Below are 23,828 nucleotides of genomic sequence, written 5' to 3'. Positions count from 1 at the left end.
TGCTATTAAAGATGTTGTTTATAAACTGTATTCTCTTGAGTAGTGCTGATTTTTAATTTTTTCATAATTTTTTGTTGCCCTAATGCATTGATTGTATCTTTAAAAATTACAAATAATAAAAACATAGACAAATGAAAAAATATTTTGCAATTTTAGTAGTGTCATTAATCGCATTTAGCTGTAAAAGTGACAAAAAAGACGAGGATGTGGTAAACGAAGAAGTAACCGAAGAATTAAAAACTATATCCGTTGACATAAAGACTGTATCCTTTGCGTTAGAATCAAAAAGTGACAGTGAGGCCAGTGGTAAGGTTACATTTACACAAAAAGGAGAAATGGTGATGTTTGAAGCGTTTTTAACAAATCTAACTCCTGGTATGCACGCGATACATATACATGAAAAAGCAGATTGTTCATCTGCAGATGGTAAATCTTCTGGAGGCCATTGGAACCCTGCCTTTAAGGATCACGGTAAATGGGGCGACCAAAGTGAGTATCACAAAGGAGATATAGGTAATTTTAAAGTAGCTGAAGATGGCACAGGAAGCATAGGAATGCAAACAGACGAATGGTGCATTGGATGCGGAGAGGAAGCAAAAGATATTTTAGGAAAAGCAATAATCGTTCATCAAGGAGCAGATGATTTCACCTCACAACCTTCTGGTGCTGCTGGCGCTAGAGTTAGTTGTGGAGGGATAATTCAATAATAATAGTTTTAAATTAACAAATGCCAATGAATAATTTCATTGGCATTTTTGCTTTGGGATATGGTCACTATTGTAAAGAAAAAAGAATTTCATTTATAACCAATTATTTAAATTCTTTATCTTTCAAAAAATTCTCAACGAGACAACCTGATGAACTAATTCTTGAAATGCAAAACGGAAACGAAACGGCATTTGCAAGAATTTATACATTGTATTCAGAAGCGCTTTATGGAATAGTGTACAGTGATGTTTTGGACTCGGCGATTGCCGAAGAAACGCTTCAAGATGTTTTTATTAAAATCTGGAACAATTTAAAATCGTATGATATTAATAAGGGGAGGTTTTTTACATGGGCTTTAAATATTGCTAGAAATACTGCAATTGACCAAACGCGCTCCGAAGCATATAAAAATTCAAAGAAAAACCTATCTACAGCTAACTTCGTAGATATATTGTCTGGGAGTGATAGCTTGAATAGAAGCACCAATGCATTAGAGATTAAAAAGTTTGTAGGGCAATTAAAACCTATTTGTATAAAAATAATTGACCTTTTATATTTTAAGGGTTTTATACAAAAAGAGGCGGTAGAAGAACTTGAAATGCCACTTGGCTCTCTGAAAAATAGGGATAGAAATTGTATGAAATCATTACAAACGAGCGTCTTAGAATAACATTATGACTGCAGGATAAATTATAGAATCAGGGAATTTAGAACTTTATGTTTGTGGTGCATTGCCTACAAATGAAGAGCAAGAAGTTCTTCTGGCTATTTCAAAATACCCAGAAGTAAAAGAAGAAATCTTTAGAATTGAAAGCGTGCTTATGCAACTTTCAAAAAATACTGCACCTTCATTAACGGCTATGGTTTAGAGTGATATATTATCGACTATTGGGAGTGTCAAGACCATACCAAAAGATACCGCTACAAACTGGGCTTCTGTTTTAGGCTGGACAGCAGCAATACTGTTTCTTGGTGGGATTTTCTGGATGATGAATCAAAATAATACTTTGAAAGAGGAAATAATACTTACCCAAGAAGAAAATATGGAGTTAAATAAAAGCCTAATAGAAGTAGAAACCGAATTGGCAGCTACTGCTAACCTATTCGAAATACTCCAATCGAAAGATTATAAAAACATTCTCCTACTAGTTAACCAAGCAGTATCTCCCAACGCTTATGCAAAGGTATTTTATAATACAATAGGAAACCTAGCGTATATTGACGTTCAAGGACTTCCTTGTGCACCTCAAGGAAAAGTATATTAAGTTTGGTCATTAGTATTAGACCCATTAACTCCAAAAAGTTTAGGGCTTATTCACGATGCAACTTCTGTAGCAGAAAACATTTATAAGTTTGAAGATATACAAGCAGCACCAGAAGCCTTTGCTATAACGTTAGGGCCTGAAGGAGGCAATGAAACCCCTACACTGTCACAATTATATACATTAGGTACTGTAACGCCTTAGATACAATCTTCCCGGGTTTATGACAACTGTTATTACTATAGTTCTGCGACCTGAGCAGCTATTACTGGGCCTAACTCATAACTTGCTTCTAATAATAATTCTTTTAAAGGACGTACCTTTTTACTTAGACCGTTTGCTTTATACACCATAGCGCTATGAAACAAGGCCATAGGTTCTGGTGATTTATTCGCAACGTGTTGCTCAATAGTTTGTAATGCTTTTGTTTTTAAACCATTCTTTAGTTGTGCTAATGCAAGTAAGTGATATGTTTCTGGTGTTGCCCTGTTTTTAACTTCGGCTTTTGCTAATTGCAATGCAGCAGTTGGATTGGAGTTTACCAATACTTCAATTTTATAGGTATTATACATTCCGCCGTATTTCTCATTATCCGTTGCTTCTAAAAATTTATTGGTATATTTTTCAGCAGTCTGTTGATCATTTTCAAATTCTGCCATTTCCGCTTTCAGAAGATAATAATCTGGAATGTTATGATTTTTGATGAGCGTGTCTAAGATTCGGTTTGCTTCTTTTGTATTCCGTTCTTTTGAATATAAAATCCATACAATCCCTTTTTTTACATAAGCATTATCTGGTTGCAACTCCAAGGTTTTTAAGTAGTGGTCATACGATGCTTTTATATTTCCGTCGTGCCCATAAAAATCGGCTATGTTTGAATAGGTCCAAATCTTTAAAGGTTTACTATCTCTGGATTCTGCAATATCGCGTGCTTTCTCTAAATAACGAATGGCAGCATCTAAATCTCCATTATGGTCGCTCCATTTTGCTACTCTAATTAAGTAATTATAATCGCTGTTGTTTTTCAGTTTTATAAGCACCTCGTTTGCCTTATTGTAAGCTCCAATTTCCATATAGCTATCAAACAACATAAGTTCTGTCGCGTGTTTATTTGAAGGTCCTGCATAACTCTTTTCCAACATTGCATTTGCTTCTTTAAAACGATGCTGGGATATATAATTGTGAGCCAGTGCCCGCACATAAGAATCTTTTAGTATGGGTGAAGCAACTGCGATGGCTTTATTATAGAGCGCTTCTGCTTTTTTTAAATTTTCAATAGCACCCCCTGTTTGAAAAATACGCGTATACGCCCCTGCTAATGGTCCTAAATCTCCTATGCCCGTAGAATCGGCTCCTAATCTATTGGACCAGAATTTTTTTTCAGTAATTGCAGCTTTATAGCTCGCCTTTGCGTCTTGTTCTAAATACTTATTATAATCATTTGAGTTTGTAATAGGAGCTTGTTTAGGCTCATTATTACAGGCTATAAAGCATAAACTTAACAACATTATGTATCCTATATTCTTCATGTCAGCGGCAATTATTTATTCTTAAAAACAAGAAAAGAGCAAAAATGCTCTCTTCTTGTTCATTTAATGTGTTATTTAATTAGGAGTCTCTAGGTAAGGAAATTCACCATACACACGAGTACCAATACCCACACCATCACTCGTTAATTGAGGGGTATCATTAGTTCCATCAAAACGAGTTCCTGATGTTCCACCAAACATTAATATTAATGAAATGTCTATAACATCATCTGTCAAATTTCTTCCAGTTAGTGGAAGTCCAGTAGTACTATTAAAATATGATGTCGGGCCTTCTGAAGCTACTTGTAATGCATCAAACTGGGCTAGTACTGTTGTAAATGTTGCCGCATCTAATCCTAAAATATTGGTTTCATAATCAAGGTCTGCAGGATCAATCTCTAAGGAAGTGGCATATACATCGTGATACAACTCTAAAGTTGCCTGAAATATAGGCTGAAATGCAGCTCTATCTGACGGGGTTGTTGTATTAAAGTTATTCTTTACATCATCAGCACCACTAAAAACAGTGTTGATTCCAGGACGTCCCATACTATCTTCTTGAATGTAAGTTCCTGAAAAATTTATGGCTTCTTCTACACAAGGCTCACAACTACCGCCGCAATCTACTCCTTCTTCATCTCCATTTTGCTCTCCATCATCACAGGCCGCAGAAACAATAACATTACCATTATCGTCGTCGTCACCACATTGAACAAATAATAGAGAAGTACAAAGCACAGCAACTAAAATTCTTAATTTATATAGTTTCATTTTCTTCATTTTAATAATTAGCACTTATTGTTTCCTACTTGTTGTTACCCATACATTATACGAATCTGGTATTGATCCTGCTGCAAAAAGGTCTGGCAAGTTTTCTACCGCAACATGCGTAGGTGCAGTTCCTAACATAGAATTAGGTACCTCAACAGCAATTGCAAGCACATTTAAATCTGCAAAGAAATCTGAAGCCTCAGCAGGAGGTAAAAATCCTTCTGGAGCAACTGCGCCTGAAGCAACCAAGTTAAAACGGTTAAAATCCATAAAGAATGGATCTCTACGGGGTCCTGCAAAAACACTCATATTAGTAGTGCTAGTCGCTGTTTGTGCTGCCTCTGAAGTAGATATTTTAACTGCAGTACGAGAAGCAAATGTGATTACGGAACTTTCAAGCCCAGTTTCTGCCGGTGCCGCAGGACCAAAGAAATACATAGAATCTCCTCTACGTACAGCCTGTATAACCAAGTCTTCAATAAAATCTCCTGTATTATCGATATTAAATTCAATCATTACATCTTCATCAAACTGTGCATTTGTAGTTTGATCACCAGATACTAAGGCCCCTTGCAAAGTGGCTATCAATACGGTGTTATTAGAATTAGTTCCTTCAAAAGCAAAAAGATCTGCAATGTCTGTTTTTGTACCGGATACTGCCGGAGCATCAACGTGATCTGCAGCAATAAAAAATATAGATGCTACAGCTAGTCCTACTCCACTTATAGCAGCAAAAATCTTTGTTTTTCTCATTTGTGATTCATTTATTTAAACTGAAATTAGATGCGTAAAAATACTAGCTTTTTTTAGTTTATCCCACTTTAGAAGGAATAGAAGTTATTTTAAAAAGAACATGAAGCTTTCCTCTTTTTAAAACCCTCCCTTTTTCTAATTAATTAGATGTATTTAAGTAAGGGAAAGAACCAAAAGTTCTGTCACCTACTCCTACTCCATCACTTGTTAATTGGGGCGTACCATTGTTCCCGTCAAAACGATTACCCGCAGTACCACCGAACATGAGCGTAAGTGAAACGTCAATTACATCGTCTGCTAATTTTCTACTCGTCAACGCTAACCCCGTAGTAAGGTTAAAGTAAATAGTTTCTCCTTCTGGAGCTACTTGTAAGGCATCAAATTGTGCTAATATAGTATTAAAGGTTGCTGCATCAAGGCCTAAAATATTTGTTTCATAGTCAAGATTTGCTGGGTCTACTCCTAAAGAAACTGCATATACATCGTGATACAACTCTAAAGTTGCCTGAAGTATAGGCTGAAAAGTTGCTCTATTTGTAGGAATAGATTTGTTAAAGTTATTTTTTAAATCACCTGAACCACTAAAAATAGTATTGATTCCTGGACTCCCCATACTATCTTCTTGAGAGAACGTTCCTGAAAAAACTATTTCCTGAGGTATAACTACGATGCTATCATCATCACTACATTTTACAAACAGGAGTGAAGCGCAAATTGTAATAAATGCAATTATTAACTTGCATGTGTCCATTTTTTAAAATTTTAAAATTAATTTGAATGTTTTATTTAGATTAGTTTTTTCTGTTGGCAGTAGCCCAAACATTATATGCATTTAGCAAACCAATAATTCCAACGGCAGCAGCAACATGTGCCGGAGCTTCTCCAAACGTATCGTTAGGAACTTCTATTACCGATGCTCTACATTTAGGTCTGATAAAAAATCTGAAGCTTGATCCAGTGGTGAAAAACCTTGTGGTGCAACTGCTCCAGACACCGCCATATTAAATCGATTAAAATCAAAAAAAAACCATCTCTTATTGGACCTGCATAAGCAATAACCCCATTATTACTAGCAGTTTGAACATCTGCAGATGTTGAAATTTTAACAGCGGTTCTTAGTGCGTCTGTTTGAACGTTACTATTTAAGCCTGTTTCTGAGGCCACGACTATTTCTAGACCGAAAAAACATATAGAATCGCCACGCTTAATGGCTTGGATCACTAGATCCTCCACGAAATATCCAGTATTATCTATATTAAATTCTATTAATACATCCTCGTCAAATGTTGCTGAGCCAGTTTCTTCTGGAGATAACGGCCCTTGAACGGTTGCAATAAATACGGTGTTGTTTGGATTGTCTCCTCCAAGGGCATAAAGGTCAGTAATATCAATGGTAGTTCCTGCTACAGATGGAGCATCTACTTGATCTTCAGCAATTAATATTACGGATGCGACGGTCATTCCAAGGCCACCAATAGCTGCAAAATCTTTGTTTTTTTCATAATAATTTAGGTTTTAAAAATTTGAATGTTCTATATTTACCTCAATTTACGATGAAACTTCGCCTTTGGTTTTTGCTAAAAAAGTTAATGTTCTGTTAACTAAAAGATTTGTATTTACACTCGTCTTAGTTGTACCTTTGTTTAACTAATTATGATAAAATAAATGAACCCATCTGCACAAGATTGGATTAATAAGTTGTTGAGCAGCTATAGAGATGGTACGCCTGGAAGCCAATTTTCAAGTGAAACTGAATTCTATAATGCACTGCGAAAATCCGGCTTTATTTATGGCCTTTCTAATGAGCACATTACCAAATTAACTTTGGGGTCATTAAAATTAAATACTGAGGAACTCTCGAAAGTAAACCTGTTCTACTCACTTTTGTATATTTATTATAAAAACAATCAAAATGGCACTAAAGAAGGCGCTATAGAAAGTATTCTAACGTTTTATAATACCCTAGAAAAAGGCAAATCTAGTTTTTTAATAAATTTATCTTTTTCTAAATCCGATCCAAGAAAGTTAGAGCAACTATTGTCCAGAAGGCTGCAAGAATCGAATTCCATAGTAAAAACAAATGTTATTTCACTTCTTACGTATGCATTACTTTTTATAGATGTAATCGTATACGAACGATGGTTATCTGCACCTCAAGAAATAAAAGCTTTTGCTACGGACATTGAAACCATTGCTATTTCATGCAGTTTTTTAGCCTTGAAATCGAAACAGAAAAAAAACAAATACGATAAATTATTGATTGAGCTTTTTGAAACCTCAGCTACTTATATTATAGACACAGATCATTTTGAGACTGAAACAACAGAAAATAAATTTAAAGAGTACAATATTACCACCAGAAATTACTTGCTAGATGTTGCGTGCATAGCCGTTTGGGAAGACACAAAAATGGAAATGAGCGAGTATCTATTTTTAGAAAATATTACTTCTAAGTTAGGATTTAATAGTGAAAGCCTTTCAAAAAGTATTTTCGAACTGCAAGAATTCTCACAAGGAATAAAACAAAAGATAAAACTCTTTGAATACTCCTCTCCTATTAAACAATTTTACAAACAATCAATAATTACTGTTAGGAGGCTTATTCTAAGAAATAGTGATCGGCTTTTAAAAGAACTTTCAGAAAGTGGCGAGTTGCTTTTATTATTGGGGAGTTCTGCACATCGTGATTTATCCATTGAAGAAAAAGGAAAGGTTAAAGATCAATTATTGGACGTCTGCAAATCAATCCCGTCGCTCACTATTTTTCTGCTACCTGGAGGTACTTTATTAATACCTATATTAGTGAAGTTTATTCCAAAACTATTGCCTTCAGCATTTGATGAAAACAGGGTTTCAAAAAAAGAGTAGGCATTGGCGGTTGGCGGTTTTGAAGTGAGTTAGCAGTTGCAGTGCCTCTAGCGCTAAGGCAGGTGTATTAAAATATATCGCAAAATCACCTCCCAAAATTGGCAAACGGACTCGGCAACCCTTGGGTTATTAAGTAAAACACCTCTAATTCCGAATTCATAATTCTAAATTTACTCAAGCCACACTTTAAAATCTCTAACGCGCTCTCTGGCTACAATTACTTCTTGTTCTTTGTAACTATTGAGTTTGATTTGAAGCCTTGAATTTGTGTACGATATAATGTCTTTAATGAAATTGATGTTGATGTAAAATTTTCGGCTGACTCTAAAAAAAGTTTTTGGTGATAGTTCTGTTTCTAATTCCTCTAAAGTAGTATCTAAAAGATAGTCGCGCCCATCTAGTGTGTGTGCGTAGGTACCTTTATTTTCGCTATAAAAACATTCAATATCATCTATAGATATCATCTTAATATGCTGCCCTATCTTTGTTGTGAACCGCTTTTTGTATTCTCGCTCTACTGGATTTGAAAGTAATTTTTTAATGTCTTCAAAATTTAGCTGTACGTTCTTAGCAACAGTTTTTAAGGCATTGTATTTTGTGACCGCCGTTTGTAATTCTTCTTCATCAATAGGCTTTAGAAGATAGTCTATACTATTCAGTTTAAAAGCTTGTAAAGCATATTCGTCAAAAGCTGTGGTGAATATAATAGAACTCTTTACTTCAATGGTCTCGAAAATTTCAAACGAAAGGCCATCACTCAATTGGATGTCTAGAAAAATCAAATCTGGATGTTCGTTATTTTGAAACCAAGTTGTGGACTCTTCAACACTATGCAGCATCGTGGATACCTCTACGTTCATTTTTAAAAGCATTCGTTGCAATCTTCTTGCGGAAGGCTTTTCGTCTTCGATAATTATAACATTCATTTTTAATGTGAATTTTTTAGTTGATTAGGCTACTCTCTGTTTACTTTTTTTCCTGATTTCCAAACAGTGTTAATAGTACTAATGTACTTTATATTTTGAATAGGGTTTTTATCTAGTAGGATCATATGTGCCTGATAACCTTCCTTTATATAACCAGTTTCATTGATGTTAAAATAGATAGATGGGTTTGAAGTCGCGGCTTTTAAAATTTCTAAATTTGGAATACCTGCCTTGGACATTAAGTCCATTTCTCTATACAAATCTGTACCGTAATTAATACCTGCATTGGGAGGATCTGTTCCTGTAAGTAAAGGAATTCCTGCATCATACAGTTTTCTAACTTCCCTTAAAATATCTTCATTGGAAAGAAATTCATTTTCAGGACTCTTTTTTCGAATACCATCTAAGGCTAGATGAGCAGTTAAAATAGTAGGTATCACAAAGAAATTTTCGGTCATTTTTAGTTTTTTTAATTCGGCTACATCCGCTTTTTTATCCCACCAAATATGAACGAGTCCATCTGCTTTTTCTTCGATGACGTATTTTGCATCCTCCCATTTAGAAATATGAACGACCGCAAGAATTTTATTGGCGTGCGCTTCAGCAATTAAAGCCGAAATCGTTTCCTGGTTTAATGTCTCTTTCCAAGATTCTACAATGATTTTAATATAGTTCGCTCCAGACGATATTCTGTCTGCCACAAATTTTTGAGCTTCGGTTGGTTTGGTAAGCGTGGATACTTCAAATCCAAATTGAGTCCCGTGACCATTGGGTACGGTGGCAGCATTTCCTGCAAAATAGAAATCTGCATAGTCTGGATTTTCCTTAAAAGATTTTTGCATTTGGCGCTGGTATTGCTCCATCCCGTGCATATCATACATTTGTAAAACTCCTGCTTTTGCTGCCTCCTTCAAAGATAAAGCTGAAAAAGCATGCACATGGCTATTGGTTAATCCAGGCATTAAAAACTTACTGGTTCCATCAATGCGCTCTGCCGTAGTTTCAATCCTTTGTGCTACTTCTACAACCTTCCCATCCTCAATTAAGACCGATGTGTTTTCAATAAGCGCTTCTCCATCAAATAAGGTGACATTTGTTACCACAAAATCTTGTGCAACTAATGAAGCTGAAAAAAGAGCGATCGTAAATAGTGCTAAATTTTGCATTTTAAAATTTTTAAATCTCAATTTCTAGTTTCTTCTTTTTCTAAGAACTCATTCAACTTTCGCTCTTCCCATTTTCTAAAAAACTTAACATTGAAGACTTTCATTGCATGGAATAATAAACCTATTCCCCAAAAAACAGGAACCGAGAAAGTGTTTAAAGACAGCCATAACCAAAAATTTTCATCTTCAAATCCACCAGATTTGTTGTAAGCCGAAACGATGTACAGCCCAACAATAATGAGGTTAACCACAATATAAATTCCTAAATGATTATAAAACCCCTTTAAATCTTCCAACCGCTTTTGAGCAGCTTTATACTTTCTGTCTTTTATAATTCTCATCTTAAAATCTTATTTTAGGTTCGTCATTTTTATTTTTATCTTCTTCCTCCATAAACTCCTTCATTTTTTTTGCTTCCCAGTCTTTTCCTAGAAGGCTCATAAAATTAAATGTCTTTGCTGCTTGAAAAAACAACCCAATTCCCCATCCAAATGCGGCCCATAAAAACCAGGGATTTCGCCACTCGTTTGTGTAATAATTTAACGTTGCCAAAAAGCCAATGAAGATTATAAAGGAAGCTAAACTCATATAAAACTTCTTGATCTGAGCGATACGTTCTTTTGCGCGATAATATTTGTCATCTTTATTAAAATGGTCCATAATGTTGTGTTTTTAATTATAGTATAAAGATACTAGGTGTATAAGGCTTCTTAAAAAAGAGATTACTCAATTGTTGCTTTTATGTTCTGAATTGTCCTTGGGTACAGGCTTTAGGTAAAATCAAAAAATAGCACCTACTAATTACATATTCTTGAATCTTTGTTATTAGTTTAAAAAAAGTGACCCTTACAAAGTCTCCCTAGCCCCATAAGGGCGAACTGTTTCTGATTAAAAAATATCTAAAGTCGTCTATGAAAAAACCCTAAATCTCATCATCCTTATCCATTAATTCTCTAATCTTACGACGCTCCCAATCTTTGCTGAAAAATGGATTAAACTCAAAAGTATCACTCGCGTGACCTGCAACTCCCATTCCCCATCCTGCTAATGGAAATATAACCCACGGAAAATTAGAATTGGATTGATAATACAACCAAATAAAAATAGGAATAAATAATAAGTAAATCGAGAAGTGAACATAAAACCCCTTTAGCTTCTCTACCCGCTCTCGTGCTAATTCTAATTTTTTATCTGAAATATAAGTTTCCTGTGTGTTTATAGTCATTGTGTTTTTTGTTAACATAGGAATCCCGATACTAAATTCTGTATCTGTTCTTTTTATAGAGACGTCTTTATCTGTTAGTAAAGCATAGCGCTGCGCAATGTTTTGCAATCCTACACCCGTACCTCTCTTTATTGTTTGCTTAGGCTGTAAATTATTTTTAACAATCAGATACCCCTGTTCTTCAGTAATAGAAATATGTAGTTTTTTTGAAGACGTTACTTGGTTGTGTTTTACGGCATTTTCCAATAATAATTGTAAAGACAAAGGCACTACTTTTGCCTCTGGATTGCTAATCGTTTCGGGTACTGTAAAGACAATACTATCTTCAAATCGCATCTTTATCAAACGCATGTATAGGTCTGCAAATTTTAACTCCTCAGCCACCGTTACTAATTCTTTGTTTTTCTGTTCTAAAACATAACGATATACTTTGGAAAGTGCCGTGGTAAACTTTGTAGCAGCATCCGGATTTTCTTCAATTAAACTGGTTAATACATTTAAACTGTTAAAGAGGAAATGAGGATCTAATTGATTTTTTAAAGCATCAAATTTTGCCGATGCCGTTCCTGCAATAATTTTTTGCTCTTTAACCTTTATTTCCTGGGTAGACTTGTAATAATAAAACAGATAAAATACACTAAGAACAACAAACGAAATCACCATCGAAATATAGTAGTTGGGGATTTTTTCTTCGGTTAAAAAAGTTTCAATACTGGTGTTATAATTAATCAATTTATAAGCGTATCGAAGCAAAACCAATGTTAAAAACGTTACTAAAATACCGCCAATAAAACCTACTGTTAAATATTTTAATTTGAAAATATCGTTGTCATACTTATCAATTAAATAATTAAATATCAACATGTTAGACAAAAATAGTGAGACAGAATAAATTTGATTCCATATAAATTTCTCAAACAAATGTCCACCCGTTATAACATTATACCCATTCGTATATTCTATTACTGAAACAATTATAAATATTAGAATTCCAATAAAGAAGGCCTTGCCAATTTGTTTGATTAAATACATAATTATTTTTTACAGGTACGTTCTAATACTTCTTTTGCACGATCTAATCCTCCAGACGGGTGAAATTCGGTTTCTGGCTCAAACGTACCAAACAATACTATAGCGCGTTCAACATCTTTACAATAATCTGAAGGATCTCCCCCCATAAATTGTGCAGATCCCATATCCCATTCCGCTTTTCCCATAACAACGCGAGGATTATCTGGTGCTAATATAGATGCCTTTTGATACAGGCTTACTACCTTTCCTGCATATTTCATACCGTAGGTCATTCCATCAAAAGCAATCCAAGCACTATAGTATTGTGCTTCGGCGACCATTATTTCTACATTGTTTTCTGGACTAAATGTTTTCGCCATATTCAATAAATTGAGTGCTCTATTAAGTATAGTTGTCAATTTCTCTTTGTCTTTCTCATCAAAAGCCTTAAAAATTAAAACTTGCGCTCCATAAAACGAGGGTAGCCAGTTATCTTTTTCTGCATTTGCAATTCTTTCAAAAAGATTAGAAGCTTCCATATTTTTGCCTTCTTCCCAAAGATCAAAGGCTTTTTGCATTCCTTTTTCATAATCGGTTTGTGCAAATGTGGCCGCACCAATAAGAAAACATATTATTACTAGAAGCTTTTTCATAGTGATAAATTTAAGTGGTTATTGTTTATAATTTAGTATTACATAGATATTTTTTGAGAAACAACCGTTCCTCCCTTAACTTCAAATTTGGCATCTTCCCAAGTAGGTGGTCCAAAACGAGCTGGAGCATTGTTTGAGGTAGCAGTATCTTCGGTTGGGTAAAAACCTAAGGCCATATTTAATTTCCCATCATCGTCCTCATCGTGAAATGCAGAAATCGCATACACGCCATCAGGAACATCGCTAAAAGAAAGTATCGCTATTTCGTTCTCAATTTCTGAAACAGTATCCATTATACGTTTCTTTAAAAAATTTGCCTCACTGTCATAAAGCCCAACAAGCACGTGACCCTCATTAGAACCAAAGTTTAAAATTTCGACAGAAACCGTATTAAGTTGCGCCTGTGCAATAAGTCCTGTAAAGAATAAAGCTAGAGATAAGATCATTGTTTGCATAATATAAATGTTTTAATGTTAGTTTATTTTGATGGTATAAAAGTACCGCGGAAGCAAACCTTTGGAAATTTGTTTTAACTGAATTGTAGAAATTGAATACTGAACTGTAGGCTTCGATACAATTCTGCTGAAATAGCATAATCACTCCGCCATCTTTACTTCTTTGTTTGATTAATACTACAGTTTAAATAAAACAAAAAATATAAGCTCCTTCTCTCATCGGGGGAAGGTTTTTAATGAAATTTTAAATATATTTCCCGCGTGTTGGGGGAAGGTAGATTTCGGTAAAATGTTGAATGAAACAACTCTATTTTAATCCGAAATTCGAAAGGGGGACTCTACAAATAGAAATGAAACAAAAAATATAAGCCCCTTCCCCAAAATGCGGTATAATAAAGCTTTGTTTCATTATACTTTTTTTACCGCTTGGGGAAGGAGCTAGCTTGTTTGTTTAATTAATAATTTATGTGTGACTAAAGCAAGTAATGCTACAAATTATCCAACTGATTCTCTTTCCCATCATCACTTATTGTCCAGAAGAAACCAATAAAGAAAAACTGATCTGTTGATGGTAATAATGCTTGGCGGTCAAATTGTCCTTGAGCATTGGCAGTATTTGAATATTGATACCCATTCACATTATTAAATCCTAAAACATTATTAACAGATGCAAATATTATTTTTTGTGGTGTTATCAGGTACGCCCAACTTAAACTCAAATTATTAAAAGCTTTGGTCTGTTCTTGTAAAAACCCAGAGGTGTTTGGATTCGTATAGGCGCGTCCGCTTGCGTAGGTAAAGGTAGTTCCAAACTGACTTTTCAAGTCCTCTATCCAGTATTTCGTTACGAAAGATGCATTGTGCTTTGACGCAAAAGAGGGTGTTGCCTCTATTGGGAAATTCTGAAATTTTCGTTCGGTGTCTAGGAAGCTATAACTTACCCAATAATCTAAGTTCTTAATAGATTCATCATCACGAAAAAACATATCTAATCCCTGCGCATACCCATCCCCGTTATTCGTGAAGTTTGATGCTGCACTGGCAAATTCAGTATCAAAAGTAACCAAGTTGTGATAATCTTTTCTGTACAATTCTGCTCTAAAAATTCGGTTGTTTGCGGTGAATTGGTAATTGGCAATGTAGTGTTTTGTGCTTTGTGCTCTTAAATTAGATTCAAACTTTAAAATATCAGCATTAGGCTGCTGGTTAAAGTTACCATAGGCTACAGACAGCTGGCTGTTTTTTCCAGTTTTGTAGGCTAGTGAAAGTCGAGGTGCAATTGTAACGTCTTCAAAAAGTGCGCTGTACTCTGCACGCACTCCTGTCTTAATGGCGAACTTTCTTGAAAAAATAATATCCGTTTCAGCAAAAGCTGCGGTTAAATTATTAGTAAATCCATACGGTTCTAGTGTAGCATCACTCGTAATATCTTCCTCAAAATCTGTTACAAACTGCTCTACTCCTAACGATAACTTAAAGCGATTGCTAAACTTATTTTTCAGTTTTACTTTAAAGTGCGCCGAGTTTTCTGAGTTTTCAACCGCGAGATTATTTATTCCAACTTCGGTTTTAGCAATTGTATAACTTGCTCCTAGATCAATCTTTAAATCATTTGTCAAAACGCCATTATAGCTAGTATTTCCATAGAAATTTTTATTATTTAAGCTAAACTGTGTTCCTTCAGTATTGTTAATGTCTTCTTGCGTCAATGCGAAATTTGAACTGTCAAAAGCCCCGTACACTTTTAGTAAACCGTTGTCAAATTGTTGTCTAAAAACAGCTTCTCCAGAAAAAGTTTGAAAAGGTTTTTGAAAATCATTTCGGTTGTTAAATATTTCTATGTAGGGCGCCAAATTAATATAAGATGTGTTTACGCTTAAGGAAGATTTATTCCATTTCTCTGTATGTCCTAATCCACCACCAAGGCTCATTATTTGAATATTTGTAGATTCCTGAGTGGGTTCATCTATGGTACTCAGTAATAAAACAGAAGACAACGCCTGACCATATTCTGCCGAATACCCTCCCGTAGAGAAAGTAATTCCGTCAAATAAAAATGGACTAAAGCGGCCTCTCGTAGGGGCGTTATTTGTGGTGGGTGTGTAAGGAGTAAAAACGCGAATCCCATCTATAAATATTTGCGTTTCACTTGCATCACCACCTCTCACAAATAATCTTCCATCTTCTGCTACGTTGGTTGTCCCAGGCAATGTTTGCAAGGCCCCTACAAAATCTCCTAGCGCACTTGCTGTTGTTACAACATCTAAAGGCTTTAACACTGAAACCTTGCTATTATCACTCGCCTCAAAAGTACCTGCTGAAAGTACTACCGTGTCTAACGAATTTACATCCTCCCTTAAAACAATATTTAAATTTATAAGCGCAGAAACTTCAGCGGTAAACAAATATTCTTCGAAAGAAAGGAAAGTCACTTTTAACATTACGCTGCCTGTTTCTTCGGTTTCAAAACTAAAAGTCCCGTCCATATTTGATGAAGTTCCGTCGTAGGATCCTTCTATATAAATATTAGCTCCTAGAATGGGTGTGCCGTTTTTTTCGGTTACTACACCTGATATGGTCGTTTGTGCCATTATTAAGGACGGAAGAATTCCGCAGCACATAAATAAAAGAGTTTTTAAGATTGGCATTTTCATAAGTATCGAATTCATTGTTCCATACAAAAGTGAAACAATGAATTCCTATTTCAGTATTAAAAATACCCAACTGTACTATTTAATGACTCAATTGTTTTGATAGAATTTGTATCTTTAGTAAAAATTAAAATAATGAAAAAAGAATACACTACTAAAAAAATAAAGGTTGTTTAGAAACCATAAAAATAGGAACACAAAGGAATATGTGTTAAAGCTTGCTCAATATGTATCGTCCCAAAAATAAGCCTCAGATTAATCCAGAGCACGCGACTGGACTAGAACTAAAAGACCAAATAGATAATTACCCTTTGGGACATTGACTTATTATAGTAACCACAAAGAAGATTAAATACCATTATAGGTAGGCGATCTTTGATAAAAAAAAATGAAATACCGCAAATAAACTACCTGGGTGCAAGCACACGAAGTATTAAAATCCCAAAAAAATAAAACAAAGATGCAAGCATCTGGGAATTTAACTCCAACAGATTAAATTTTTAAGGCCTGCTATCTTCCAATTTCTAAAATATTTAATTATGATAAAAAAATTATATGCTTTTTTAGGGACCGTATTGTTAACATTTGCAGTGCAGGCGCAAGATACTTTTTCAATTATTGCGGTTGACCCAGCTAATGGAGATATTGGTTCTGCTGGGGCTAGCTGTGTAGATGGTGCCGCAAACTTTGGTGGTATTATTGATATTATTACCAGAATTATCCCGGGGCGCGGTGGCGTAAATAGTCAAGCTTATGTTTGTATTCCTAACTCAAATCTTAACAATGCCATTGCCCAAATGGAAATGGGATCCAATCCAAGTGAAATTATCGACTTTCTTATCGCCAATGATGCCTGCAATTCTCAAAATTTTGATCCAGCCTTTAGACAATATGGCATTGCAGATTTTGATACAGACGGAAATCCTCGCGTGGCAGGTTTTACTGGTGCCAGCGCAGATGACTTTAAAGATGATATTCAAGGAACTAACTTTAGCGTTCAGGGAAACATTTTATTAAATGAAACTGTTCTTAATAATATGCAGGTAAATTTCACAAATACCTCTGGAACGCTTGCTGATAAATTAATGGCGGCTATGCAAGGCGCTAATTTTGCCGGTGCAGATTCACGTTGCTTGGCACGAGGTACTTCTTCTACTTCGGCATATCTTTTAGTATACAAGCAAGGCGATGATGTTAATGATCCGCATATTAGATTAAACATTGAAGAAATGCCTTTTGGTGAAGAGCCCATAGACTCATTACAAATATTATACAATCAATTTTTAGGGGTTGATGACAACGCTTTAAAAAATGCTATAAAAATGTATCCTAATCCAGTGGACGATGTCTTAACTATTTCTTTGAGTCAAATACCGCTTTTAAAGCGACTCGAAGTATTAGATTTACAAGGAAAAGCATTACAAACTACCGAAGATATCGTAGTTTCTTCTGGAGCTGTAACAATTGATACTGCTCACCTTACTTCTGGGATGTACTTTATAAGAATTACGACATTGGGTGGTACTGCTACGGTAAAGTTTTTGAAAAAATAATTTGGTTTATTTAGAACATTATAACGGTGTCGATTTCGGTTTTCCTAAATTAATCCTAAATTTGAGTACCTAAAAGGTTCCCACGGAAAAGAAAAAGCACACCCTCGTTACGACACTATAATTATTGTTTCTGGTGCAGTTGTTTTGGCGTCTGCTATATGTTTAACGCGAGATGGACAAAAAGTATGAGTTCTTGAACAACACGATGTTCCAGGTGGGGCGTGCCATGGCTTTTATTTAAACGGTCACCGTTTTACACCGGGAGTTCATTACGTTGGACTTTTCGGTAATGAAGGGGAAAGAAATTCTACCAGCGACTTATACGAAGGTCTAGGAATTGGTGGAGAGCTCACCTTTTTGCAAATGAATCCTAGTGCCTATGAGCATTGCTGGATTGGAGAGGAAAGATTTGACTATCCTTCTGCGTACGAAGAATTAATCGTACGATTGCAAGAACATTTTCCGCACGAGAAAAAAGGAATCCGGAGGTATGGAGAAACCTTTCCAGGGATTCTTATTAGCTTAACTAGGCTCAAAAATCTGCCGAGTTTTGATGGTAGGTATCATACCCTTGAAGCCATCACTTTTATAAACTACGAGTCTTTTAAATAATATGAAAAATGAAGACTTAGCACGTTCAGAAGATTACCTAAGCTTTAAAGAAGCGGTAATAGTAAAAATGATCAAAACGCTTGAAAAAGCAATCACCACGGTAAGAGAACATAATGCTCACGCGGAACTAAGGACTCCTATTACCATCGAATGCTTGGTAAACGCTACAAAAGGAGGTGTCTACGGAACGGAAAAAATACTCAAACACATTGGTCCTTTTGCTTTTAAACCAAAAGGTGAAATTGAAAACTTCTATCTCTCCGGTGCGAGTATTGCCGCCCACGTATTGGCGGGTGCTAGTTATAGCGGTGTGCAAACTGCAGGATTAATTTTAGGTAAAAAGTAAAGCGAACTCCTCCTCCCTAACCCTGAACAAGAGCTACACTTTTATAGTGAAGAAAAACCCGAAGAGTTTCCAGAATGGATTCAAAAAAAGATTACCGTTAAGAAGGCTAAATTGGCCGCTGGAGTTAATTAGTTTGAGTAGGATTGTTAGTCAATAGTGAATATATAATCAATTGCATTGGTAAGTGCTTATCTGGAAAATTTCTTCGGAATTTTCTCTGGTTTGTATTTGTTTAGTAAATTCGTTTCTTGACCTCGAAACTAACCATACATATCAAGTTGCGCATAATGTTGACCTGTCCCGAAATATAAGATATCCTTTAATAACCCAGTTTTTCCTATTTGTTATTATTAAAAGTTATTCTAACAGCAAATCAGAACAAATTAAAGAGGAAAATTCTTCATCCTCAAAATTTTACATTTATTGAAGATGTAATATACGGTCACAATTTTGGTATGGCACTAACTTTTGATGTTTATGTACCTACAAAACCTAACGGTGCAGGAATAATATTGACTAACAGCGGAGGATGGACTTCTCCTTTTGACACATTTAAAGTACTTTAAAATGGTCACTATAGATTTACAACTGATGCCGAAATGACTAATTCAGACACCTGGCATATTTTAAGTCCAAAACAACTAGTTTCTAATGGTTATACTGTTTTTGAAGTAAGGCATGGTAGTCAGCCAAAATTTGTAATGTCAGCATTGGTAAGTTATATTAGAAGAGCAGTTCAATACATCAAACAAAATGCTAATGATTTTAAAGTAGATTCTAATAGAATTGGATTTTGGGGAAGTAGCGTCAGTGGACATCTATCTCTACTCATTGGACTTTCACCTGAAATAACGATTCCAGATAATGAAAAAAACGGCAATAAAAATGACGTTTCAGTAGATGCAATAGTGGTTTTTGCTGCGCCGTCTGATTTATTAAAGATGTTGACTGACAATCCTAAGGAATTGGAAAAAAGACCTGTTCTAAGAATGAAAAAAAAGCAAGAGTAATATCTCATTATTATTGAATTCGAACAAACAAACCATTCACCTAGACTTGGGCAAGCGTCAAAAGGTGTTGATGAAGCTTTGAATTGGTTTGATAAACATCTGGGGAACTAATTAAAAAATGCTGGATAACACAGTTTATAATTTATTGCTAGTACTCCCCTACTTCAAAAGTCCCTGTAGCTGTTGAAACCAGTAGAATTTTATAACCACCTGCTTTTTTGTTGAATTAATTGCCAAAAAAAAATGATCCTTAACGCTACCATTTTAATATGTTTCACACAAAATTGACAGTTTTTTCACATTTAATGTGAGCCGTGAACTCAACAACTGCAATACATTTGATGAAAATTAATCAATAAATCGATCGCTATGAAAAAGAACTATTTATTTTATTTTATATCACTAAACCTATTGGGTCTTGCGGCTTGTGGAAATTTTACTAAAAGCGATCTTGAAACAAATCAAATAGCCCAATCAATAAGTGAGAAGATGGCGGTCAATAATCAAGTAAAAAAGAATGTCTCTACAGCATTTATCCATGATGTAGGGTCAAGGTTTGGGCCTATAAAAAAAGAGACCGTAGCGAACGCATTATTTTTTGATGATTTTTTTGATAAAGGACAATTAGAAGAGATCGAAACACTCAAGTCTGTTACTATTATTCGCGTTATTGATGACAAGCGGTCAGATATACGCGAAATTGGCTACAGTAATAAACTCACAGATGCTCAATTAAATCTCCTGCAATCATTAGAATACGCTAACAATTTTTTGATTAAGGCAGATTACGAAAAAAAGAACCCTGAAACAGGTGTATGGGAAGAAAACGAATCCACGCCCCATCTTACAATTGTCCCAGAAAAACAGGCCAGATATATGCTAGGCAAAGAAATGCTCAAGGCATATCTAAGGGTTAGTAGCGAAGAAGCTCGGGTTAATGTTGATCCAGAAAAACTACAACCAGCAAAACTATTTTTTACAGTAACCACAGAGGGAGCCGTTAAAAATATTAGATTAGATAGCCCATCAGGATATCCATCTCTTGATGAAGCTGTGATCCAATTAATGAAGGATTTACCAGGCACTTGGGAACCTGCCGAGAATGCAAAAGGTGAAATGGTAGACCAAGAACTTGTGGTTTCTTTTGGTTCAATGGGTTGTTAGAAAAGACCATTATGGCATTTTTTAAAGCGTCAAAATATTAATTATTTTTAATATTACATTAGTGTTTCTAAATGTCCAAAGGTCCTTTCCCTTCTCGTATTAAAACAGGCTCGTCTCCAGTTAGGTCTATTACTGTAGAAGGAATATTCCCACCATAACCACCATCGATTATTACATCTACAAATTTTTCCCATTTTTCATAAATGAGTTCTGGGTCTGTGGTGTATTCAATTACTTCATCCTCGTCTTTTATGGAGGTTGAAACAATGGGGTTCCCTAATTCAGCAACGATGGCTTGTACAATGCTGTTATCTGGCACTCTAATTCCTACTTCTTTTTTCTTTTTAAAGACACTGGGTAAATTATTGTTTCCAGGCAAAATAAAAGTGTATGGACCCGGCAATGCGCGTTTTAAAATTTTAAACGTCGCTGTGTCTATTTGCTTTACGTAATCAGACAGATTGCTTAAATTTTCGCAAACAAATGAGAAATTAGCCTTTTCAAGTTTTACATTTTTAAGCTTTGCAACGCGTTCTAATGCTTTATTATTGGTAATATCACAGCCCAATGCATACACCGTATCGCTGGGATAAATCACAAGGCCCCCTTTTTTGATAATAGAAACTACCTTCCTAATATCTTTCTCATTGGGATTCTCCTCATAAATTTTTATAAACTCCGCCATTATTTCCAATCTAATTATATGATTAAAAATAGTCAATTTGAAACGATTACTAACATAAAAGTCAATTTTAGACGTTAACATTAAAACTCCTTGATGAAAAAGCACTTGTTTTCTGTACTTACCGTTATTACGATATTTTTTATGGGTGCTTGCAACGAAGATGAAAGTATTGTTTCTGGAGAAAACAATTACGGTACTTTAGCAGTATCCATCCAGCAAAATGTGGCATATGGAAACGACCCGCAACAAATATACGATCTGTATTTACCTGAAGGCAGAAATGCCGCAACCACAAAAGCAATTATTCTTGTACACGGCGGTGGGTGGGCTGCTGGTGATAAAAATGATATGGAAAGCTATATTGATTTAATACTAGAAAACAACCCCAATCATGCCATTGTAAATATCAATTATCGACTCGCTATTATAGATTCTCGTGCTGCCTTCCCAAATCAATTTAATGATTTAGGCGCAATAATAAATAAGCTCACTTTTGAAAGTGAAACGCTGCAGATAAAACCAGAATTTGGTTTGTTGGGCGCCAGTGCTGGAGCACATATTTCTTTGCAATATGACAGCGTCTACGATACAGACGACCAAGTAAAATTTGTGTGTACTATTGTTGGTCCTACAGATTTTACAGATCCGTTTTACACGAATAACCCAACATTTCAGGCAAAATTGGAATTTTTAGTAGATGAAACAGCATATCCACCAGGCACAAACCTAGCCATAGCACTCAGCCCAGCTTTAAACGTTTCTCCGGCTACAAGTCCTACGATTATGTTCTACGGAAATCAAGATAAACTAGTCCCATTATCAAATGCAAATACACTCAAAGCCAATCTTGAGTCTAACGGTGTGGAACACCAATATACTATCTATAACGCTGGCCACGGAAACTGGGAGTTGACAGACGTTAGCGATATGCAAACTAAATTAAACGTATTTATTAAAGCATATTTAGCTATTTAGCACGTGTATATTATCTTCTAATATTTATATGTCTGAACGCATAAAGAACTGCATAAAAAAGGTATCTTTGCCCTCTTTAAATCTTGCAGCATGGCTACACATTATTTACAAGCAATTTCTCCTATTGACGGGCGCTACGGAAGCAAAACAAAATCATTAGTTCCTTTTTTTTCTGAAGAGGCGCTTATCAAATATCGAGTACTCGTTGAAATAGAATACTTCATCGCACTGGTAGAATTAGAATTGCCACAACTACAAGATTTTGACAAAGGGCTGTTTCCTCAATTAAGAGCCATTTATGAACAATTTGACACTGCTGCAGCACAAAAAATAAAAGACACAGAGAAAGTAACCAACCACGATGTAAAAGCGGTTGAGTATTACATCAAAGAAGTTTTTGATATTTTAGGCATTAGCAAATACAAAGAGTTTATTCACTTTGGGCTTACGTCACAAGACATAAATAATACTGCCATTCCAATGTCCTTAAAAGACGCGATGAATGAGGTTTATGTCCCATTGTTTACAGCGTTAAAAGAAAAATTGTCGCAGCTTGCAAACGATTGGAAAGATGTTTCTATGCTAGCACGTACTCACGGGCAGCCAGCCTCTCCAACCCGCCTAGGTAAAGAAATCGAAGTTTTTGTAGTGCGATTAAGTGAGCAATTTGACTTGTTAAATGATATTAAAAGTGCTGCGAAATTTGGTGGTGCTACTGGAAATTTTAATGCACACCACGTAGCATATCCTAGTATTGACTGGAAAAAATTTGGTGGAGATTTTGTTCAAGAAAAACTTGGATTACACCACTCCTTCCCTACTACACAAATTGAACATTACGACCATATGGCCGCGTTGTTTGATTGCTTAAAAAGAATCAACAACATTGTACTAGATCTTGACCGTGATGTCTGGACCTACGTCTCTATGGAGTATTTTAAACAGAAAATTAAAAAAGGAGAAATTGGTTCTAGTGCTATGCCGCATAAAGTAAATCCAATCGATTTTGAAAACAGCGAAGGGAATTTGGGCCTTGCAAATGCCATTTTTGAGCATCTATCTGCTAAACTACCTGTAAGTAGACTACAACGTGACTTAACTGATAGTACGGTACTAAGAAATATTGGCGTACCTCTTGGACACACGCTCATTGCTTTCCAATCTACGCTTAAGGGATTAGAAAAACTACTCTTAAACGAATCAAAATTCAAAGCTGACCTTGAAGCCAATTGGGCAGTGGTTGCAGAAGCATTACAAACCATCTTAAGACGCGAAGGATATCCAAATCCTTATGAAGCTTTAAAAGGATTAACACGAACCAACGAGGCCATTACTAAAAATTCAATCGCAAATTTTATTGAAACCTTAGATGTTGGACCAGACATTAAAAAAGAGATGAGTGTTATCACGCCATCCAACTACACTGGAATTTAAGTTTTATTCTACCCATAAAAAAAGCCTCACAATGTGAGGCTTTTTTTATTTCCCATCGACAAGCTTGGGCG

The 23,828-nt window shown here is 35.4% G+C and carries 26 protein-coding genes; 12 read left to right on the top strand and 14 right to left on the bottom strand.

Features of this window, described 5'->3' with window-relative positions; all coding sequences use genetic code 11:
* The first annotated feature begins 131 nt into the window (after nt 1–131).
* The 3 genes from ABXT67_RS12260 to ABXT67_RS12250 all read left to right on the top strand — a co-directional run bounded on the left by ABXT67_RS12260 (nt 132) and on the right by ABXT67_RS12250 (nt 1,973).
* Entirely contained in the window at nt 132–707 is a 576-nt protein-coding gene (locus tag ABXT67_RS12260) for a superoxide dismutase family protein (protein WP_415374336.1), read from the top strand.
* A 26-nt stretch (nt 708–733) separates the two neighbouring features.
* On the top strand, nt 734–1,378 hold the full coding sequence (locus ABXT67_RS12255; RefSeq protein ID WP_415374335.1) for an RNA polymerase sigma factor: 645 nt from the start codon (nt 734–736) through the stop codon (nt 1,376–1,378).
* A 316-nt stretch (nt 1,379–1,694) separates the two neighbouring features.
* A complete protein-coding gene (locus ABXT67_RS12250; protein WP_415374334.1) occupies nt 1,695–1,973 on the top strand; it encodes a hypothetical protein in 279 nt (92 codons plus the stop codon).
* Nucleotides 1,974–2,209: 236 nt separating this feature from the next.
* Here the strand turns inward: ABXT67_RS12250 and ABXT67_RS12245 are convergent, their stop codons facing one another.
* The 5 genes from ABXT67_RS12245 to ABXT67_RS12225 form a co-directional block, all read right to left on the bottom strand.
* Complete coding sequence (locus ABXT67_RS12245) at nt 2,210–3,499, bottom strand: tetratricopeptide repeat protein (RefSeq protein WP_415374333.1); 1,290 nt, start codon at nt 3,497–3,499, stop codon at nt 2,210–2,212.
* A 75-nt stretch (nt 3,500–3,574) separates the two neighbouring features.
* Complete coding sequence (locus tag ABXT67_RS12240; protein WP_415374332.1) at nt 3,575–4,270, bottom strand: DUF4331 family protein; 696 nt, start codon at nt 4,268–4,270, stop codon at nt 3,575–3,577.
* 24 nt (nt 4,271–4,294) lie between these two features.
* Nucleotides 4,295–5,023: a DUF4331 family protein gene (locus ABXT67_RS12235; protein ID WP_415374331.1), complete on the bottom strand. Its 729-nt coding sequence runs from the start codon at nt 5,021–5,023 to the stop codon at nt 4,295–4,297.
* Between the two features lie 139 nt (nt 5,024–5,162).
* Nucleotides 5,163–5,774: a DUF4331 family protein gene (locus tag ABXT67_RS12230; protein ID WP_415374330.1), complete on the bottom strand. Its 612-nt coding sequence runs from the start codon at nt 5,772–5,774 to the stop codon at nt 5,163–5,165.
* A 173-nt stretch (nt 5,775–5,947) separates the two neighbouring features.
* On the bottom strand, nt 5,948–6,484 hold the full coding sequence (locus ABXT67_RS12225) for a DUF4331 family protein (RefSeq protein ID WP_415374329.1): 537 nt from the start codon (nt 6,482–6,484) through the stop codon (nt 5,948–5,950).
* A 204-nt stretch (nt 6,485–6,688) separates the two neighbouring features.
* On the opposite strand from ABXT67_RS12225, the gene ABXT67_RS12220 reads away from it, so the two are divergent.
* On the top strand, nt 6,689–7,891 hold the full coding sequence (locus ABXT67_RS12220) for an LETM1-related biofilm-associated protein (RefSeq protein WP_415374328.1): 1,203 nt from the start codon (nt 6,689–6,691) through the stop codon (nt 7,889–7,891).
* A 170-nt stretch (nt 7,892–8,061) separates the two neighbouring features.
* Here the strand turns inward: ABXT67_RS12220 and ABXT67_RS12215 are convergent, their stop codons facing one another.
* The 8 genes from ABXT67_RS12215 to ABXT67_RS12180 form a co-directional block, all read right to left on the bottom strand.
* Nucleotides 8,062–8,817 (bottom strand): LytR/AlgR family response regulator transcription factor, encoded by a 756-nt coding sequence (locus ABXT67_RS12215; RefSeq protein ID WP_415374327.1) that lies wholly within the window; start codon nt 8,815–8,817, stop codon nt 8,062–8,064.
* A 29-nt stretch (nt 8,818–8,846) separates the two neighbouring features.
* Nucleotides 8,847–9,983: an amidohydrolase family protein gene (locus ABXT67_RS12210; RefSeq protein ID WP_415374326.1), complete on the bottom strand. Its 1,137-nt coding sequence runs from the start codon at nt 9,981–9,983 to the stop codon at nt 8,847–8,849.
* Between the two features lie 17 nt (nt 9,984–10,000).
* Complete coding sequence (locus tag ABXT67_RS12205; protein ID WP_415374325.1) at nt 10,001–10,324, bottom strand: 2TM domain-containing protein; 324 nt, start codon at nt 10,322–10,324, stop codon at nt 10,001–10,003.
* Nucleotide 10,325: 1 nt separating this feature from the next.
* Complete coding sequence (locus tag ABXT67_RS12200; RefSeq protein WP_415374324.1) at nt 10,326–10,643, bottom strand: 2TM domain-containing protein; 318 nt, start codon at nt 10,641–10,643, stop codon at nt 10,326–10,328.
* A gap of 262 nt (nt 10,644–10,905) precedes the next feature.
* The gene (locus ABXT67_RS12195) at nt 10,906–12,240 is read right to left on the bottom strand and encodes a histidine kinase (protein ID WP_415374323.1); all 1,335 of its coding nucleotides are present in this window, start codon (nt 12,238–12,240) and stop codon (nt 10,906–10,908) included.
* Between the two features lie 2 nt (nt 12,241–12,242).
* Nucleotides 12,243–12,872 carry a hypothetical protein gene (locus tag ABXT67_RS12190; RefSeq protein ID WP_415374322.1) on the bottom strand — a complete coding sequence of 210 codons (630 nt, stop codon included), beginning with the start codon at nt 12,870–12,872 and terminating at the stop codon, nt 12,243–12,245.
* Between the two features lie 38 nt (nt 12,873–12,910).
* On the bottom strand, nt 12,911–13,327 hold the full coding sequence (locus ABXT67_RS12185; RefSeq protein ID WP_415374321.1) for a DUF2141 domain-containing protein: 417 nt from the start codon (nt 13,325–13,327) through the stop codon (nt 12,911–12,913).
* A gap of 488 nt (nt 13,328–13,815) precedes the next feature.
* Complete coding sequence (locus ABXT67_RS12180; RefSeq protein WP_415374320.1) at nt 13,816–15,996, bottom strand: TonB-dependent receptor; 2,181 nt, start codon at nt 15,994–15,996, stop codon at nt 13,816–13,818.
* Nucleotides 15,997–16,517: 521 nt separating this feature from the next.
* On the opposite strand from ABXT67_RS12180, the gene ABXT67_RS12175 reads away from it, so the two are divergent.
* The 6 genes from ABXT67_RS12175 (at nt 16,518) to ABXT67_RS12150 (ending at nt 20,663) form a co-directional block, all read left to right on the top strand.
* Nucleotides 16,518–17,531: a DUF1028 domain-containing protein gene (locus ABXT67_RS12175; protein ID WP_415374319.1), complete on the top strand. Its 1,014-nt coding sequence runs from the start codon at nt 16,518–16,520 to the stop codon at nt 17,529–17,531.
* Nucleotides 17,532–17,894: 363 nt separating this feature from the next.
* The gene (locus ABXT67_RS12170; RefSeq protein WP_415374318.1) at nt 17,895–18,143 is read left to right on the top strand and encodes a hypothetical protein; all 249 of its coding nucleotides are present in this window, start codon (nt 17,895–17,897) and stop codon (nt 18,141–18,143) included.
* 1 nt (nt 18,144) lies between these two features.
* On the top strand, nt 18,145–18,489 hold the full coding sequence (locus tag ABXT67_RS12165) for a hypothetical protein (protein ID WP_415374317.1): 345 nt from the start codon (nt 18,145–18,147) through the stop codon (nt 18,487–18,489).
* A 341-nt stretch (nt 18,490–18,830) separates the two neighbouring features.
* A complete protein-coding gene (locus ABXT67_RS12160) occupies nt 18,831–19,055 on the top strand; it encodes a hypothetical protein (RefSeq protein ID WP_415374316.1) in 225 nt (74 codons plus the stop codon).
* Between the two features lie 33 nt (nt 19,056–19,088).
* Nucleotides 19,089–19,499, top strand: coding sequence for a hypothetical protein (locus ABXT67_RS12155; protein ID WP_415374315.1), 411 nt, complete (start codon nt 19,089–19,091; stop codon nt 19,497–19,499).
* 369 nt (nt 19,500–19,868) lie between these two features.
* Nucleotides 19,869–20,663, top strand: a complete 795-nt coding sequence (locus ABXT67_RS12150; RefSeq protein WP_415374314.1) for an energy transducer TonB — start codon at nt 19,869–19,871, stop codon at nt 20,661–20,663.
* Between the two features lie 67 nt (nt 20,664–20,730).
* Here ABXT67_RS12150 and ABXT67_RS12145 read toward each other — a convergent pair whose 3' ends face one another.
* On the bottom strand, nt 20,731–21,348 hold the full coding sequence (locus tag ABXT67_RS12145) for an L-threonylcarbamoyladenylate synthase (RefSeq protein ID WP_415374313.1): 618 nt from the start codon (nt 21,346–21,348) through the stop codon (nt 20,731–20,733).
* A 93-nt stretch (nt 21,349–21,441) separates the two neighbouring features.
* Between ABXT67_RS12145 and ABXT67_RS12140 the strand changes: the two genes are divergently transcribed.
* Both ABXT67_RS12140 and purB read left to right on the top strand, forming a co-directional pair.
* On the top strand, nt 21,442–22,323 hold the full coding sequence (locus tag ABXT67_RS12140; protein WP_415374312.1) for an alpha/beta hydrolase fold domain-containing protein: 882 nt from the start codon (nt 21,442–21,444) through the stop codon (nt 22,321–22,323).
* Between the two features lie 90 nt (nt 22,324–22,413).
* Nucleotides 22,414–23,757 (top strand): adenylosuccinate lyase, encoded by a 1,344-nt coding sequence (purB, locus tag ABXT67_RS12135; protein ID WP_415374311.1) that lies wholly within the window; start codon nt 22,414–22,416, stop codon nt 23,755–23,757.
* The last annotated feature ends 71 nt before the right edge of the window (nt 23,758–23,828 follow it).

This window comes from Patiriisocius sp. Uisw_017 (assembly GCF_047731265.1).
Taxonomy (GTDB): Bacteria; Bacteroidota; Bacteroidia; order Flavobacteriales; family Flavobacteriaceae; genus Patiriisocius.
The sequence above is the reverse complement of the archived record's forward strand: the minus strand, read 5'-3'. Positions and strand labels throughout refer to the sequence as shown.